Source organism: Francisella sp. 19S2-4, from assembly GCF_036281795.1.
Taxonomy (GTDB): Bacteria; Pseudomonadota; Gammaproteobacteria; order Francisellales; family Francisellaceae; genus Francisella.
On the sequence record NZ_JAWUZH010000008.1, the window covers coordinates 1 to 14,886 of the forward strand.

Here is a 14,886-nt window from a genome sequence, read left to right on the forward strand (position 1 = left end):
TATTAATTTATCTTGTTTGTATGAACTTAATCTACTTTTTCTCATCAAAACCATCCTAACATAACTTAGTTATCTAGGACAGCCCCAAATATTATCTAACTAAATGGTAACAACGTATCAAAAGGTTATTAAAGAACTAAAGGTTATAATTATTAGCTCTGAACATAACGATATTCTAAAGGAGTTTTTTTTAAAGTATTAAAAAACTAAATTATAAATATTGTTTTAGTTAGGTACTAACTATATTTATCATAAATCAAATCAACTTATATACAAGTTACAAAATGTTACATATTGTAAATATTTAAGATAATTCCATACATTAATATCTCAAATATATTTTAAAGTTAATATAAAAAAGGGTAAGAAAAAATGTTTGAGATTATAAAAAATATAGAAACTCAGGATTCTTATTATAGAGCACAAGTAGATGATTTTGAGCCAATATATCAAGCTTTGGAACGAGAGGAGTATTTAAGTGCCAAGGATCAATCTTTAGAACAAATTAATAAAGGATGTCTGGATCCACGTTATGCTATTTATGCTAAGTTTGGATATTGGTATGAATCTACAAATTTTGATATTAATGCAGAAATTGTTATTGATTTAATTAAGATACATCAATTTTTTTTAGGCAAAGTTGATGAGAATAAGATTCGTATCAAGGCATATAGCTCTATAGTCGAATGGCTTCATACAAATATGCTTACATGTGCTAAGTTTACAAGACAAAATCCTAATGCTTATTTTGAGGGTAATAAATCTTCCTTAAATGATGCTTTCGAAGAATATATAACATTTATTAAAGAGAGTTTTTCATCCATAAATATAAGCCAAATTTATCAGCTTAAAGATACCTGTATGACATTTCAGGTTCTAGAAGAGATAGAAAAATGTAACGATGAACAAGCTTGTGATGATATAAGTGTTGATGTAGTAGAAATTAAAAAAGATAATCCAGAAATATTTAGCTTAAATCCAAGTTGCGAATGGGATAAGTTATTAAAAAATATTAAGATTTATCAAAAACTTGTAAGTGATCAATCTTGGCTTAAAGCAGCTGTTGTATACCAAATAATTAGTTCAGCTTTAAAAGAGTTTGATCCTATTAAATATTTTCCTGAAACTTTTTATCCATATTTAAAAGATACTGCCAATGTTTATGATCATTTAATGCACCAATTAAGCCTCTCTAGTCATCCATTATGGTCAATGCTATCTCAAATGTTCAATAGTGACCCTGATGGCTTTTGTACGGATGATTCATTAGTAAGAGTTAAAGATATATTAATACAAGAGATTAATACTGGTGTAAATGTAAGAGAGCAAGAAGATTACTTATAGTTGATATGACTAAAATGAATGACAAAGTAAATTAGGTTGGTGAATTATGGCTAGTAAATTTGATGGCATATTGACTGGTAAGATTAAATTTAATGACTTAAATACGAGTACTATAGAAGAGTTAAAATCAATATTTAATTATAGTGCTCCTAAGAGTATAGAAGATCTTAAGTTTGCACAGTTATATGATACATGGTTTGCAAGTAAGCAAATGAATGATTACACTATTAATGGGAGATTGCAAGTTAGCTTAATTCTTCTAAATGATGACCTATCATTAAATACTGAAAACGTAAAATACTTACATACAAGCCAAATTCGTGATTTAAATCTTGATCTTAAACAATATGGTTTTAGTGGAGAACTTATTTTTAATGTTCCATATAATCCTGATGAAGAAAGTTTGTGGAGTAATTTAGCTAATTATCAGAATAAATTTGCAATTGAATTAAAATATCAAGAAGATCTTGAGCCAGATAATAGTCAGCCTAATCCAAATACACAAAATTGTTGGAGTATTAGAGGTTATATTGATCTTACAAAAGATAATGCAATAGAGTTAATAGATCAAGTAAGTAATATATCTAGCTTTACGTATGGAGTACATTACTTATCATGTAAAATATTATTCACTGATATTTTTGCATTTATAGCCAAACAACACTATCCAGTTAAGATATATCCTCAGTCTACTTATGCTGATGTATTTCACGATATATTTACAAATTTCAATGGTTTAGTTAGTTATACTCAAAATGATATTGATATTTTTAATAATAAGTATAACTTTATATGTGTAAATTGTGATTACCCTAGTCATAGTTTTTATGATTTCTTTTTTTCCACATTGAGACATTATCAACTACAGTTAGCTTATGATTATTCAAGTATAGATCCAAGCTATAGTATTATTAATTTAGCTGAACCTGGAACCACAGACACTACAAATATTGAACTACCTGTAGGTATAATTAGAAAAATTGTAAATCAGATAGGAAACTATAGTTTTAGTAACGTCAATTTAATTAATCAACATTGGGCAGATCAGAATAGTCCTCCTGTTGTTAATTTATATGCATCTAGCCAAAATATATTAGCATCAAAAGATTTTATATTTGAATATCCTGTACCATCATCACAGTTTGGGTATGCTCAAAGTTTTTATACAAATGAAATTAATAATATAGAAAAAAAATTGAAATATACAAATTTGGAATTATGCTACTTTCCTGCAGATTTTACTATATTACCAAAAAATATATTTTGCTTACCACAAGAATATCAACAAATTTTGCCACAATATACTGGAAATCTAGTAATATGTAGTTCAAAGATATCATTTAAAAATTATAATAGAATAGCAATATATGCTGGCCAGACATCAGAATATACAAAATCTGCAACAACTGAAAATGTTTCTAGCTTAGACTATCAATTAAATCATGGTCTTAATATATCAATACAAGTATGCTCCACTAATGATTTAGCACCATCTTTTCCAGATTTTAATAAGATTACTAAAGATTTAAATATCTATGGCTGGATTGATAGTGCTATCTCTGGTGAAGATACAATATATTCTGTTGTGGCGGCAAATGAACCTGATTCTCAAGTAGATATTAATAAGAATTTCACAGCAGATCAAACTGCTTTTTTAATGCATGATCATAGTTCTCAAGAGATTTCCTATATAGTTCGTATACCTTCAGTTTTAAATGGATCAGCTACATGTTTTGATATAACTCTACCATATTTTGTGTTACATGATCATGCTGTTATGCCTTTACGTAGAGGTACACCTGTTGCTATTAGTTTAAGTCAAGAAAATGGCAAGATAGATAAAGTTATGTGGCATAGTATGTTAGATCAATCTTTTGATAAAAATTCTCAAATTAATAAAATGACATTCGGTGCTAATGATTTAGCTGGAATTGTACATCAAGCTGAAAATCAAACATTGACAGAGGGTTCTTTAGAGATATTTTCACAAACATCAAATAACAAAACTCAATTTATATCTGATAAAAGTCAGATGTCTTTGATTTATAGTGAGGAATAAAATGAAATTAGCATTTTTAAAACAGAGCAATATTTCAATATTTATTATAGTAGCTGTAGTTATTATAGTATTTATTTTAATGATTAAAATGTATAAAAAACTTATTCAAAGGTCTCTTTTTTATAAGAAAAGTCTAGGTAAGATAAATAGATTTTTTGCAAAAATATTTAAAATTAATATTCTAAATCAAGAGTATATAGAGTTTTATAAGTCATTAAGTTTTTGGCAAAAAATTAGAGTATTCTTTGCCAAGAAAAATATATTAATAGATGATTCTATAAAAATTGATAGTGAATTTGGTATTTGTTTTAAATTTAATATGAAACAATTAAGTCTTTGTATTAATCCTCAAACACTATATCAAGCAAAAGTAAGTGAAACAAATATTCAAGGTTTGCTTAGCAAAGTTTTTCGGGGACGCATAAATTCAATTATAGTAAACGTAGATCTACATTCACAAAAAAATAAATTAGATGATTTAGTAGAGCCTGTTAGTTATTGTTTTAATTCTATTGCTAAATATTTATCAAGTAACTTTAGTTATATAATAAATATAAATGAGCAAGAAGATAGTCATATTTATAAATCTTGGTGTGAATATACACGAATTGCAGATATTAATAATTTTTGGTTAAATCAAAGGCCATCTATATCGTGGTTAAATTCAGTTACTACAAAGCATTTAGATAAGCAACTTGGTTTAAGTGAACAACCATTTACTACTGAACAGATTAGGGATTTATATTGTTTTTTATATAAATGTATTGCATTAGAATATTTTATCAATTTATTGCAAGCTGAAGTATCTTATAAGGTAGCAAGTTACAAAGGTTTTGGAGTCAATCTTTTAAAAAGGAATACTCCTCTTAATAAGGCTTATGTTTATAAAAGCTTAATTAATGAAAAATTTATAAAAAAAGTTAAAAAAATAGCTAGCTTTATCTTGATACTACTTGTGATAGGAGGATATATTTTTGGGTGGTATCAAGATCAGAATAATATTAAAAATGTAATTAGTAACATATCATCAAATTCTAGATATCAAGAGCCTTTAAACGAGATTAACATAAAAAATTATGAATCTAGTTTGAATAAAGCTTTTTATAATAATTATATAGTTGATTTAGCCTATCATAATGCTGTAAAAAAAGAACTTGATTCATTTTGGAGAAAGTATATATATAGTGAAGTTATACTTAAAAAATCAGTAAAAAATGATGCTCCAATACAGAAGTTAGCATTAGATATTATTCAAAATGAAATGGGTAATACTACTGAAAGAGAGCTAGTTTCTAATAATTTATGGCTATGGTCAAAAGTTTCTCGGATTCCTCAAAATGTTTTAGCTGTATGGTTACAAGTTAAACATGAAAAAACTAATAGTAGTAAAGTTTATAAATTATCATTGAATCAGATAAACTATGATAATACTATTAAGTATGCAGATAGTTTTACAAGTAATATATTTAATGAAAAAGATCCGCTAGCAGTTTCATTAAATAAGCAGGCTACAAATCAAGCTTTAGAACTAGCATTATTAGCTCAAGTATCTAAAGATCATAAATTAGATGTTCAAATAAGTAGTAATAAAACAAATCTTAAACTATCGGCACAGCAAAAAATAGTTCTAGATCATTTTATTACATATTTAGAGTTAAGAGATACTATTTTAAAAATAGTAAATACAAAAAATATCAATGATAGGGTTCAAGAACTATCTAATCTTGAAACAAGCATCCAGCAAGTAGCTAAAACCTCATGGGATAAAAAATTAGCTAGTTTTATGCTACAAAGTGTGAGCGATAAGTTTAAATTAAACTTAGATATATCATCTAAAAAATACTATAGCTATAAATACTATAAAAACAATATACAGGCTTTAGATAGTAATTTTTCGGCTACAGCCAAAAAATATACTACAATAGGAATAAATATTGATCCTTTATATGATGAGTTTAAAGAGTCACTAACTGAATATAAACTAGCTTATAAAAAATACTATTATAATAGTTTAGATAATCTTCTTAAAATTAATTCTAATGATATTAATCTCTTAATATCAGAGTTGAAGCAAATTAAAGGATCATCAGAACTGGTATCGCAGCTATTAATTATTCAAAAAAATACTTTAGATACAAAAAGCTCATTTTTATCGGATGATGGATTTAAAGGGATTAATAACTTCTATAAAAGTATTGATAATTATAACAAGCTTATAGAAAAGAATATTAAACTTTTAGAAGTGATAAAATCAAATCCAGAGATTTTGATAGCTCTTTATCAAAAGGATAAACATCCTTTTGAAACACAAATGGATGATTTTCTAAAAACTGTTGAACTAACACCAAAACTTAATATGGTTATTTCACAATCTGCTATAGTTAGTGATCAAGTGACAACTAAACTCTTACAAGAGTATATACAAAACTATTGGAATAAGAACTTATCTCCAATATATAATAAAGTTTTTAGTTCTTTTCCTTTTGACGCAAACTCTAATAATGAAATAAGTCCAAAAGATTTAACTAATATAGCTGATAAAGAAGGCTCATTTTGGAAATCCTACTCAAAAATAGCAGCTTTGATTAAAGCTTATCATGCTGATAAGTGGCTTACTAATGATCAAATTCAGCAACTTAAAAAGATGCAGGAGTTAAGAAATCTTCTTTGGGATACTAATGGGAATCCACAAACTATAGACGTTTGTCTTAGTACTTCGGATATTTTACCTAATTATAATCATACAGAAAGCTCTTGGTATTTCTTTAAAGATAAAAAAATATCTTATTATGATGGTATTTTATCATCCGATAAAAATACTATTTCGGATATTGGAGTTGGTGGAATCAAGCAAACTTTTAAAATTCAATGGTGGTTAGATAATATCTCATCAATTGCAATATTAAGTACAGATAATAAAAGCAAAAATTTAGTATCTCAACACGCAAAGCAAGGTTATTGGTCTTTTTGGAAGTTGTTAAAATCTGCCGATCAAAATAACAATAATTTTACTTGGAGTTTTAATAAAAATGAAACAAAAGTTTCATTTCATGTTGAATATCCTAGTATTTGGTTAAATAAATAAATTTTGTAGTAGGTAATTTTTATGGACGAACTATCTTTAAATAAAAATATTACAATAAAAGAGATGATGAGTGCTCTTAATCAATTACAATCTCAGGTGGAAAATGATTTTCGAAACTATACAAAATGTCTTTATTCATCTAAGGTAAAAGCTCATTTTCCTCATATGTTAACTCCTACTTTTAAAGGATGTTATATTAAAATATCAGATTGTTATTTTGAAGATGATAGTAACTATATTGATTTAGAACAACAAGTTAGGATAAATCTATCAAAGCAACAACAAATTTTATACTCACCAATTTCAACAAGGATATTACCTTTTGATGTTACAAATATTGAAAGTCAAAATAATGGAATAGAACTTACTTTTGCAGCCAAAGCTAAACCTTTTCGTTTACAAGACAATAATTTTAGTTTTTGGCTATATTCAGATCACATTCCTATCGAACAGCTTATCCATATATTTGAAAAATTAACTAAAACAAAAAGTGTTCATTTAACGATTAATTTAGATGATGGTTCTATATATAGTAGAAAAGTGGATGTTAGTTATGGTTATGATTATATGCAACATTCTAACCATAGATTTCGTCAAAACTTATCGGATCCAAGATTACAATTTAGAGTTAATGTAAACTTATTTCAGCACTTTTCACAAAAAATTAACAATATAAAAATCTTAATTGATGATTTTTGTATAGAGGATCTATATCAAGAAAAATTAAAAGACTTATTTCACACAAATATAATTCCTGTTGTTAATCAATATCAGACTATTAGTGCTAGCTTTATTATGGATGGAGACTATGAAATATATTGGTTAGAAACCAAAGAAAAATTTGATTCTGATTTTTTTATTCATGAGGTTTTGACTGTATATGCAGATAAGCAGCCAATCGCCCCTATAGATTATAAAGTAATTTATAAAGATGGTAAGGTTGGTTTAGAATTTAATCAGATTTCACAAGTTTTTAACAAAACTATTTTTGCAGATATATATATTAGTTATCAGATAGATCAAGCATTAATGGATAATTATCATAAAACTAGTGTCAAGTGGTTAAACCAAAATATATCAACATATAGACTTGATGTTAAAAGTTTAATTACTAATTCAACGGATGTTTATGATAGTTATTTAATAGAGCCATTATTAAAAATTCTTAGAACTCCTTATATTCATAATTGGAAGCTAGAAGATTGGCAAGGTTTATTAAAATTTACTGATATTTCAGCATTAGTTAAAATTCAGCCATGGTTAAATGATATTTTTATTGATCAACACATGCAAATATCCTTGTATTTTAAAAGCGTTCCAGAAAACTATCATGAATGGGTTAGATTTTATCTTAGGCAATTAGAAATATTTTTACAAAAAAATACTAAACATATTTTTAAAATAAAAGGGTGTTTTCAATGATAGCTTTTCCACGAAATTATAAGAATTGTATAAGGTATATAAATGAAAATTATCCAGGCTATAAGAAACATTGGTATGCTAATTGGAACCAAGATAATGCTGTCTATATTATCAAAAAAGTTACTGTAGATAAGACTATAGTTAATATTTGGATTAATATTTGGCTATTAATAAAAGATACTAAAAATTTAGCTATATTAAAATCTTGCCTAGATATTGCATCAGTTGAAAATATTAAAAGCCAAATATTAGAAAAATGGTTAATGTTATATAATTATGTTCTTTATCCAGAACTACTAACTTATCAAAATCATATCTATAGAAATGGAGAAATATTTTTCTCCATAGATGATTATAATAATAATTTAATATCAGTAATTGAACAATTTATTCGTCAATCATTAGGTAAGTATAGAGTTATAGTTGATTTAGAATATATTAATCAAACTAAAGGAAGTATTTTAGGCATTACAAAGCTAAATCAGCCTTTATTAAAGGTTTATCAAGAGAGATTAGCTATTATAAGTGGCAAGATTCTTTTTCGAATGTTAACTCAAGAGTCTAGAGAAAAGCTTATAGAAATTTGTGAAGTAGTATCAAAAAAATTATTTAGCTTAACAAAGGATCTTAATGTTTTTTTTAAGGATATCTTGCTAGTAATTGATAATGGTTTAGAAACACTTACCTTAGGAGAGGTGTTGTACAAGAGAAGTTTATCAGGAAGTTTTGCATATAAGGTTTTAGAAAATGAAAAGTTTTAGCGTGAAAGTAAAAAATTATTTTAAAATAATGAAATTAGTTTTTGTATTGCTATTATTCATAATGCTATCAGGTTGTGCTAGCTCAACATTTAACTTAACAGTTAATCCAAATAAATTAAGTAATAGTAAGCAGCCTTTTTATGTAATAGTCAAACAAGAATCGATGTATGATTATTTAGATAGTAGTGTTAATACTGTATATGATAACTACCTTAAAAAAGGTAGTAATGATGCTAGTTTTCTAATATATCCAGAAAAAGGTAAACAAACTATACCTATAGAAAAATCAGATAAAGATGGTATTTCTATTTACTTTTTATTTCAGAAAGAATCTAATTCAGGAAATTGGAAATTTTATATTAACCCTAATAATCAGAAAGACAAGACGGTAAATATTTCAAAAAATAATGTGATGGAGGTTTTATAAATGTGGAGAACTATGTTTTATAAGATTATTAATGATATTGATACTTATACAAATAAGGATGAAAAAGATTTTTACCAGTTTGTAGATCAATTATATAAGGATATTCTTGATCTACAGCTTATACTAGTAGATAAAAATCGTGAAGAAGGTAAGTATAGTCAATCACACTTAATTACATTTGCCTTAGCAGCATATTGTGATGAAAGATTAAATATAATAGCGATATCCTCTGGATATGATTATGAGATGTTACAAACTCGCTTATTCAAGACTTTAGATGCTGGTAAAGTATATTATCAGTATTTGGAGTATTTAATATCGCAAAAATCACAAGCTTATACCAATATTTATTGGGTGTATTATTATTTGCTTAATCATGGTTATAAAGGAATGTATGATTCAGATAGTTTCTTTGAGAGGAGTCTTTATTTAAGACAGTTAAAGATTTTAATCTTAGATTATACACCAAGTAAAATTTCGATATCAAAATCATTTAAATTTAAAAGCCAATTAAGGACTGCATCTTCTAGATTACTAAGTTTTATTAAACTAACTCCTGTTATTTCCTTAATATTTAGTTATTTAATAATCAATTACTTATAAATAAAAAGGAGGCATATTATGTCAACACAAGTTTGCTTAGGAGCTCAGCTGAAATGTAGCTTTGGGGCAGTACCAACTAGTTTAGTAGTTATTCCAGATAATATGGTTAACGCTAGTAAGTTGCCAGCTGCAGTTATTGAGGATAATATCCCTATTGAGAATATTCCAACATTTGGGATGTGCTCATGCCCGGCGAACCCTGAGGTGATAGCAGCAACAGCCGCTGCACTAGGGGTTTTTACCCCAGCTCCATGTATACCTGTTACCCCGGCATCGTGGACTCCAGGTTCTTCAAAAGTTAAAATAAGAAATATCCCAGCACTAACAAATCAATGTAAACTTAATTGTATCTATGGCGGTATTATAGAAATTGTAGAGCCAGGACAATTTACGGTAAATACAGAATAATGGAGAATTAAAATGGCTATTCAACATACAATTACTCAAAATACGGATGGTATTATTTTAAATGCAAGTAATGATGGTAAAATCGTATCTGTAAATTGTAATACTACTCAAGAAACTCTAACTCTTAATTCAGATCCAGCATCTATTATTTTAGACTCAAGTAATCAAACTATAGTTATAAGTTTAAATGAGTTAAAAATAACCATCGATGGCTCAGCTAATAATATAACGTTAAATAATGGTGGTTCAAGTATAACCTTAAATAGTACTAGTATAGATATTAATAGTTCAATAGTTAATATAAAAAGTACAGAAACTAATATAAATGGTACACAAATTAATTTAGGTTAATTATTTGTATAAACTATTATTAAAAAATTTAGTGCGATGTAAATGAAAATTTTTCAATTAGTTATAAAGTATAGATTTTAATTTAATGGATAAATAGTAATTATATTTATGTAATTTTAAAGAATAAATTTACATAATTATTTTTTAATTCCACATTTTATATATCCTGTTATCAAAAAATTTTTTCATAGATGTGGTCTTAGACACTTTAAAAATATTAGAGCGATTATATGATAATATTTCTATAAGAAGAGGGTATTCAGATCTTTGCTTAAGCATTTCGGGCTTATATTCAAGAGCCCATTTTAAAAGTGTGTCTTTTAATTTTTTTTGATCTATAGAACTATTCATAATAGCTTTTGTTATATTTGAAGCGTGATTTTTGTTAATAGTTTTGAGATAAATACCAATAGCATCGATATTATTGTAATATAAAGCATGCCATAGCCCTGGCTCGTTATTAATATCTATAGCTGCTAGTAGAGATATTTTATAAGAATTAATAATATCACTATTAGCTATAGCTATAATATAGGCTTCGATAGTATCTAAGTGACTATTCATCAAAGCAAATATAAACCCAGGAGAATATTTATTTCTACCTTTGGCTTCGAGAAGTTCTACTTTATTCATTTTCCTACTATCTAGTATCTTTTTTATATAGTATTTTGTAGCATTTGTATTACCATACAACATTGCTAAAAATAATACTTTTTCGATAGGTAAGTTTTTATCGTAAATTGTATCAATGCTATTACATTTTTCGTTAGAAAATTTGGATATACTTATAATACTTTTATCTATTTCATGAATAGATTCATTAAAAGCAAATTTAATATATTTGTAAAAAGCTTCTTTATTTTGTAAAATTCTGTGTTTATTATGATTTATTAGATATATATTAGTATTCATACCTTTGCCAATAGCTATAATATGTTTATCTGTCCCTATTGAAAAAGCTATAGGCTCATTTGAGCTATTAATTTCTTCAAAAAGAGAATATATTGAACTTTCATTTAAAAAACATAATTTATTCGATTTTAGATATGTTTTATCAGGTTCATAGATATCTCCAGAAAATAAATTGGTTCCAGTATTATAGCTTTGATATCTAAAAATTGGTGGTGGATTATTTATATTTAGTTTGTGTTTAAATTTCTCTATATATGAACAAGGAGTACTTAATGAAACTATGTCTAATCCATGATAAATCTGAATACCATCTAACCATGCTACTATACTTAATAATTTTATATCTCTAGAATTCAAATTGTGTTTATTTTTTCTTTTTGCTTCAGCATCTTTTATATCAGAAACTAAATTTTGTATAGCGGCATCTTCACTATTATGTTTACTCATATATTCATCTAATAAATTAATACGATCAATATAAGTATCAAAATCATTTCTTATAATAGCCTGAATAGCCATATAAGCTATACCATAACACATACCACCTTTATTTATTTCATAGCCTAAAGCTTTTTGTAACTCAAGTAAGTTCATAGGGCCTTTTATTTGAAAGATATTATCAGGCATTATTAATCCTTTAATTTTTATAATGATCTAATATTAATTTATTAATATTTTTATAATATTTCTTAGTTGTAAATGTTTGTAATTAGTGAGTAACTAAATATTATGAATGCCTAAAGAAATGGAAACATTAAAATTATTTGTATTTTTTATATTTGAAATCATTTATAAATTATAAAAACACAATCAAGTAAACTTTTTAGTTTAGCAGGTTTGATGAATTTAAAGAAATATTTATTTGAAACTGTTAATAATTTTAAAATAAATAGTTATTGATCTCTAAAATATAATGCTATATTATGTTACTTACCATATAATTAATATAATTAAATTTACATCAAAAGATGGAGATATTTATGAATACTGTAGAGGAATCAGGTTTGCACTATAACGAATATGTTTCTAAATATAGGTTGTTGTGCGAATACATTGATTATATACATTCTGAGTTAGATATAACTAGGTATGAAGAGTGGCTTGAAAATAAAAAAACTGTTCTAGGAAAATCTACTCTAGGAAGTTCTGTTTTAGGAAGCAAAACTAATCAAAGATTATATTATTTACAATAATATTTATTATATTAATTGTATAACCCTTAATTTTTTAGATCACAAACTTTTAGTATCTAAATTACAATATATACTCAGTTAGAGTTTGCTTTATGTATAATAATTGAATTTCTTAGAAAGTTGTTTCCTATAGGAAAGTTATCTTTTGTCATATTAAATCTTTTATCTTTAAGTATGAGATCGTTTGAATTCAAATTAGAAAAAGAAAATTCTATTGTTTTTAATACTCTTTCTATAGGAGAATATTCTGAATTTGAAATTTTAGGTAATATAGCTGTTACTTTATCTATCATTTTTGATAAATGCTCCATATATTTAGTATGGCTTTGATATCCAGTATTATGATCTAAGTATTCAATATTTGTTTGGTATTGTAGAGAATAATATATTTGATTATTTGAATTTGTATTAATCAAATTTTCTTTTGTTGGTACTAAAATATCAACTTCATAGCCTAACTCTTTTAGATTATAGTTATTTGAATATGCCTCTGTTATATCATTAAGAGGAATAAGAATATTATCTGTAGCAGGACAAAACCCAAGATTTTCACCTATACTAATACCTATTAAATGTTTGATTGTGCTAATATCTTGAAATGTTATATCCTTAATTAAGGATGTAATAATACTATAAATGCTATTCCAGAAAACTAGATTTCTCATATAACTAGAGTTATTCCACATTATAGAGATCAACTGGCTTTTGAAATATTTCCACGCAGTAGAATTGATAAAGTATATTATTTCTTTAGGAAAATATAATACTTGATACTCCCAACTACTATTTTTAGCATAAGCTATTTCTTTAAAGATATGCCAATGTTCTTTTAGATCCGTAGGTTTATTTATACTAATATTCAACTGTTTACACAATCTATCATGGTTTCTATTTCTGCTTATTTTGGGTAGCATATATACACTTCTTGCGCCAGCAGAGAGGCTCCAGTTAAATATTGGTTGAAAGCTATTATCAATATTATCTAATAATAACCAAGAACCAAATAAATCGCCTTTTTTAGCTATAGTATAGGGTATTATCCTATCTTTATGTTCATAGAATAGCTCAAGAGCTCCTTTTATAATTATTCCTGCTGGATTTGAACTTTGATTATAATTTAAGTCTTTTAAATAGTCCGAATAAATGACTTTATCAAGTATAAGGCTACCTTTATCTAAGATAAGCTCTCCATATTTATAATTGCCTAAATAGAAATCAAATTGGTAATTTTTATCAATATTTTTTAGAGCTTTTAAGAGGTTAGAATCAAATTTTATCTTCTCTAATAGCTCTAGGCCACTAGACCAAGAAATTCTCTCAATTTTCATATTATCTTATATTTCATAATACAGAATTTACATTATTATATAGCATCTTTAATATCAATTCTTTATATCAGTTTCAAAAGACTAGCGTAAGTTTATTTTTTAGCTAAAAAATCTCTGTTTCAAATTATTACAATCCTTAAATATCTTAGATACATTTGTTAGTTATCTTTATAACTAAGAAACATTTTATTAACAAAAAAATAAGGAGGATTGAGATGGTAATATGCTAAGCAAAAAATTCAAAGTTTTTTTATTAAGTAGATATAGTAAAGGGGATTAAAATGATAATATGTTAAAAATTAATTCGCCAAATCAATATGCATTATACAATAACTTGACAATAGATCAGTTAAAAAGATTAGCTTCTGATATTGACTTAGATATTTCTCCTGATATTAAGTGTATAGAGACAGAGATATTTAAGTCAGCAAAAATCTTAGATATTGGTAGTGGCTACGGTAGATCTATTAGATACCTGCTTGATTTAGATAAAAACTTATCTATAACTGGAGTTGAGTTAAACACTAGGTATTATGATGAGTTAGTTAAGCAGTTTTCTCAAGATAGTGTTAAATTAGTTAAGGGATCTATATTAGATATTGATATTACCGATAAATTTGACTCTATCTTGATGTTATGGTGTTTTATATATGAATTTTCAGATATTGAGATATATGTTTTACTTTCTAAACTTAAGAGTTTAGTAGATAGTAAAAGTCGAGTATATATCGATGTTTTAGCGGATCATAAATATCCAGCTAATGCAGTTCATATAAAAGATTCTATATATGAAACTAACTATGGAGGATACGCTAATATCAACAATAATGAAAAGATTATAGATATGTTTATCAAATCAGGATTTGTTTATGATAAGACATTTGAATATTCTACAGTAACCAATAATAAGAAAATATTAGTTTTCAAAAAAGTTCATTAATATACTTGTTACAAATTTTTACAATTATTAAATATTTTATATATATCTACAGT

At 26.0% G+C, this 14,886-nt stretch carries 13 protein-coding genes; 11 read left to right on the forward strand and 2 right to left on the reverse strand.

Going from position 1 to position 14,886, the window contains the following annotated elements; all coding sequences use genetic code 11:
• The first annotated feature begins 372 nt into the window (after nt 1-372).
• The 9 genes from R8535_RS02955 to R8535_RS02995 are packed head-to-tail and all read left to right on the forward strand — an operon-like array spanning nt 373 to nt 10,460.
• Nucleotides 373-1,344: a type VI secretion system protein IglI family protein gene (locus R8535_RS02955; RefSeq protein ID WP_329496430.1), complete on the forward strand. Its 972-nt coding sequence runs from the start codon at nt 373-375 to the stop codon at nt 1,342-1,344.
• A 46-nt stretch (nt 1,345-1,390) separates the two neighbouring features.
• On the forward strand, nt 1,391-3,403 hold the full coding sequence (locus tag R8535_RS02960; protein WP_329496432.1) for a hypothetical protein: 2,013 nt from the start codon (nt 1,391-1,393) through the stop codon (nt 3,401-3,403).
• A gap of 1 nt (nt 3,404) precedes the next feature.
• On the forward strand, nt 3,405-6,488 hold the full coding sequence (locus R8535_RS02965; RefSeq protein WP_329496433.1) for a hypothetical protein: 3,084 nt from the start codon (nt 3,405-3,407) through the stop codon (nt 6,486-6,488).
• Nucleotides 6,489-6,509: 21 nt separating this feature from the next.
• Entirely contained in the window at nt 6,510-7,910 is a 1,401-nt protein-coding gene (gene iglH / locus R8535_RS02970; protein WP_329496435.1) for a type VI secretion system baseplate subunit TssF/IglH, read from the forward strand.
• A complete protein-coding gene (locus R8535_RS02975; RefSeq protein WP_329496436.1) occupies nt 7,907-8,671 on the forward strand; it encodes a hypothetical protein in 765 nt (254 codons plus the stop codon). Before iglH ends, R8535_RS02975 begins: the two co-directional genes overlap by 4 nt.
• The gene (gene iglE, locus R8535_RS02980) at nt 8,658-9,098 is read left to right on the forward strand and encodes a type VI secretion system lipoprotein IglE (RefSeq protein ID WP_329496438.1); all 441 of its coding nucleotides are present in this window, start codon (nt 8,658-8,660) and stop codon (nt 9,096-9,098) included. Before R8535_RS02975 ends, iglE begins: the two co-directional genes overlap by 14 nt.
• Nucleotides 9,099-9,110: 12 nt before the next feature.
• Nucleotides 9,111-9,701, forward strand: a complete 591-nt coding sequence (locus R8535_RS02985) for a DotU family type IV/VI secretion system protein (RefSeq protein ID WP_329499475.1) — start codon at nt 9,111-9,113, stop codon at nt 9,699-9,701.
• 18 nt (nt 9,702-9,719) lie between these two features.
• The gene (locus R8535_RS02990) at nt 9,720-10,109 is read left to right on the forward strand and encodes a DUF4280 domain-containing protein (protein ID WP_329496442.1); all 390 of its coding nucleotides are present in this window, start codon (nt 9,720-9,722) and stop codon (nt 10,107-10,109) included.
• Between the two features lie 12 nt (nt 10,110-10,121).
• Nucleotides 10,122-10,460: a hypothetical protein gene (locus R8535_RS02995; protein WP_329496444.1), complete on the forward strand. Its 339-nt coding sequence runs from the start codon at nt 10,122-10,124 to the stop codon at nt 10,458-10,460.
• Between the two features lie 144 nt (nt 10,461-10,604).
• On the opposite strand, the gene R8535_RS03000 is transcribed toward R8535_RS02995, so the two are convergent.
• Complete coding sequence (locus R8535_RS03000; RefSeq protein ID WP_329496446.1) at nt 10,605-11,999, reverse strand: hypothetical protein; 1,395 nt, start codon at nt 11,997-11,999, stop codon at nt 10,605-10,607.
• A gap of 353 nt (nt 12,000-12,352) precedes the next feature.
• Between R8535_RS03000 and R8535_RS03005 the strand changes: the two genes are divergently transcribed.
• On the forward strand, nt 12,353-12,565 hold the full coding sequence (locus tag R8535_RS03005) for a hypothetical protein (RefSeq protein WP_329496448.1): 213 nt from the start codon (nt 12,353-12,355) through the stop codon (nt 12,563-12,565).
• A 74-nt stretch (nt 12,566-12,639) separates the two neighbouring features.
• Here the strand turns inward: R8535_RS03005 and R8535_RS03010 are convergent, their stop codons facing one another.
• A complete protein-coding gene (locus R8535_RS03010; RefSeq protein WP_329496450.1) occupies nt 12,640-13,893 on the reverse strand; it encodes a hypothetical protein in 1,254 nt (417 codons plus the stop codon).
• A gap of 289 nt (nt 13,894-14,182) precedes the next feature.
• Here R8535_RS03010 and R8535_RS03015 point away from each other — a divergent pair, with 289 nt between their 5' ends.
• Nucleotides 14,183-14,833, forward strand: a complete 651-nt coding sequence (locus R8535_RS03015) for a class I SAM-dependent methyltransferase (RefSeq protein WP_329496451.1) — start codon at nt 14,183-14,185, stop codon at nt 14,831-14,833.
• Nucleotides 14,834-14,886 lie beyond the last annotated feature (53 nt).

Coding starts and splice junctions, on each gene's coding strand:
- R8535_RS02955 (WP_329496430.1), top strand. CDS start 373: ATGTTTGAGATTATAAAAAATATAGAAACTCAGGATTCTTATTATAGA.
- R8535_RS02960 (WP_329496432.1), top strand. CDS start 1,391: ATGGCTAGTAAATTTGATGGCATATTGACTGGTAAGATTAAATTTAAT.
- R8535_RS02965 (WP_329496433.1), top strand. CDS start 3,405: ATGAAATTAGCATTTTTAAAACAGAGCAATATTTCAATATTTATTATA.
- iglH (WP_329496435.1), top strand. CDS start 6,510: ATGGACGAACTATCTTTAAATAAAAATATTACAATAAAAGAGATGATG.
- R8535_RS02975 (WP_329496436.1), top strand. CDS start 7,907: ATGATAGCTTTTCCACGAAATTATAAGAATTGTATAAGGTATATAAAT.
- iglE (WP_329496438.1), top strand. CDS start 8,658: ATGAAAAGTTTTAGCGTGAAAGTAAAAAATTATTTTAAAATAATGAAA.
- R8535_RS02985 (WP_329499475.1), top strand. CDS start 9,111: ATGTTTTATAAGATTATTAATGATATTGATACTTATACAAATAAGGAT.
- R8535_RS02990 (WP_329496442.1), top strand. CDS start 9,720: ATGTCAACACAAGTTTGCTTAGGAGCTCAGCTGAAATGTAGCTTTGGG.
- R8535_RS02995 (WP_329496444.1), top strand. CDS start 10,122: ATGGCTATTCAACATACAATTACTCAAAATACGGATGGTATTATTTTA.
- R8535_RS03000 (WP_329496446.1), bottom strand. CDS start 11,999: ATGCCTGATAATATCTTTCAAATAAAAGGCCCTATGAACTTACTTGAG.
- R8535_RS03005 (WP_329496448.1), top strand. CDS start 12,353: ATGAATACTGTAGAGGAATCAGGTTTGCACTATAACGAATATGTTTCT.
- R8535_RS03010 (WP_329496450.1), bottom strand. CDS start 13,893: ATGAAAATTGAGAGAATTTCTTGGTCTAGTGGCCTAGAGCTATTAGAG.
- R8535_RS03015 (WP_329496451.1), top strand. CDS start 14,183: ATGTTAAAAATTAATTCGCCAAATCAATATGCATTATACAATAACTTG.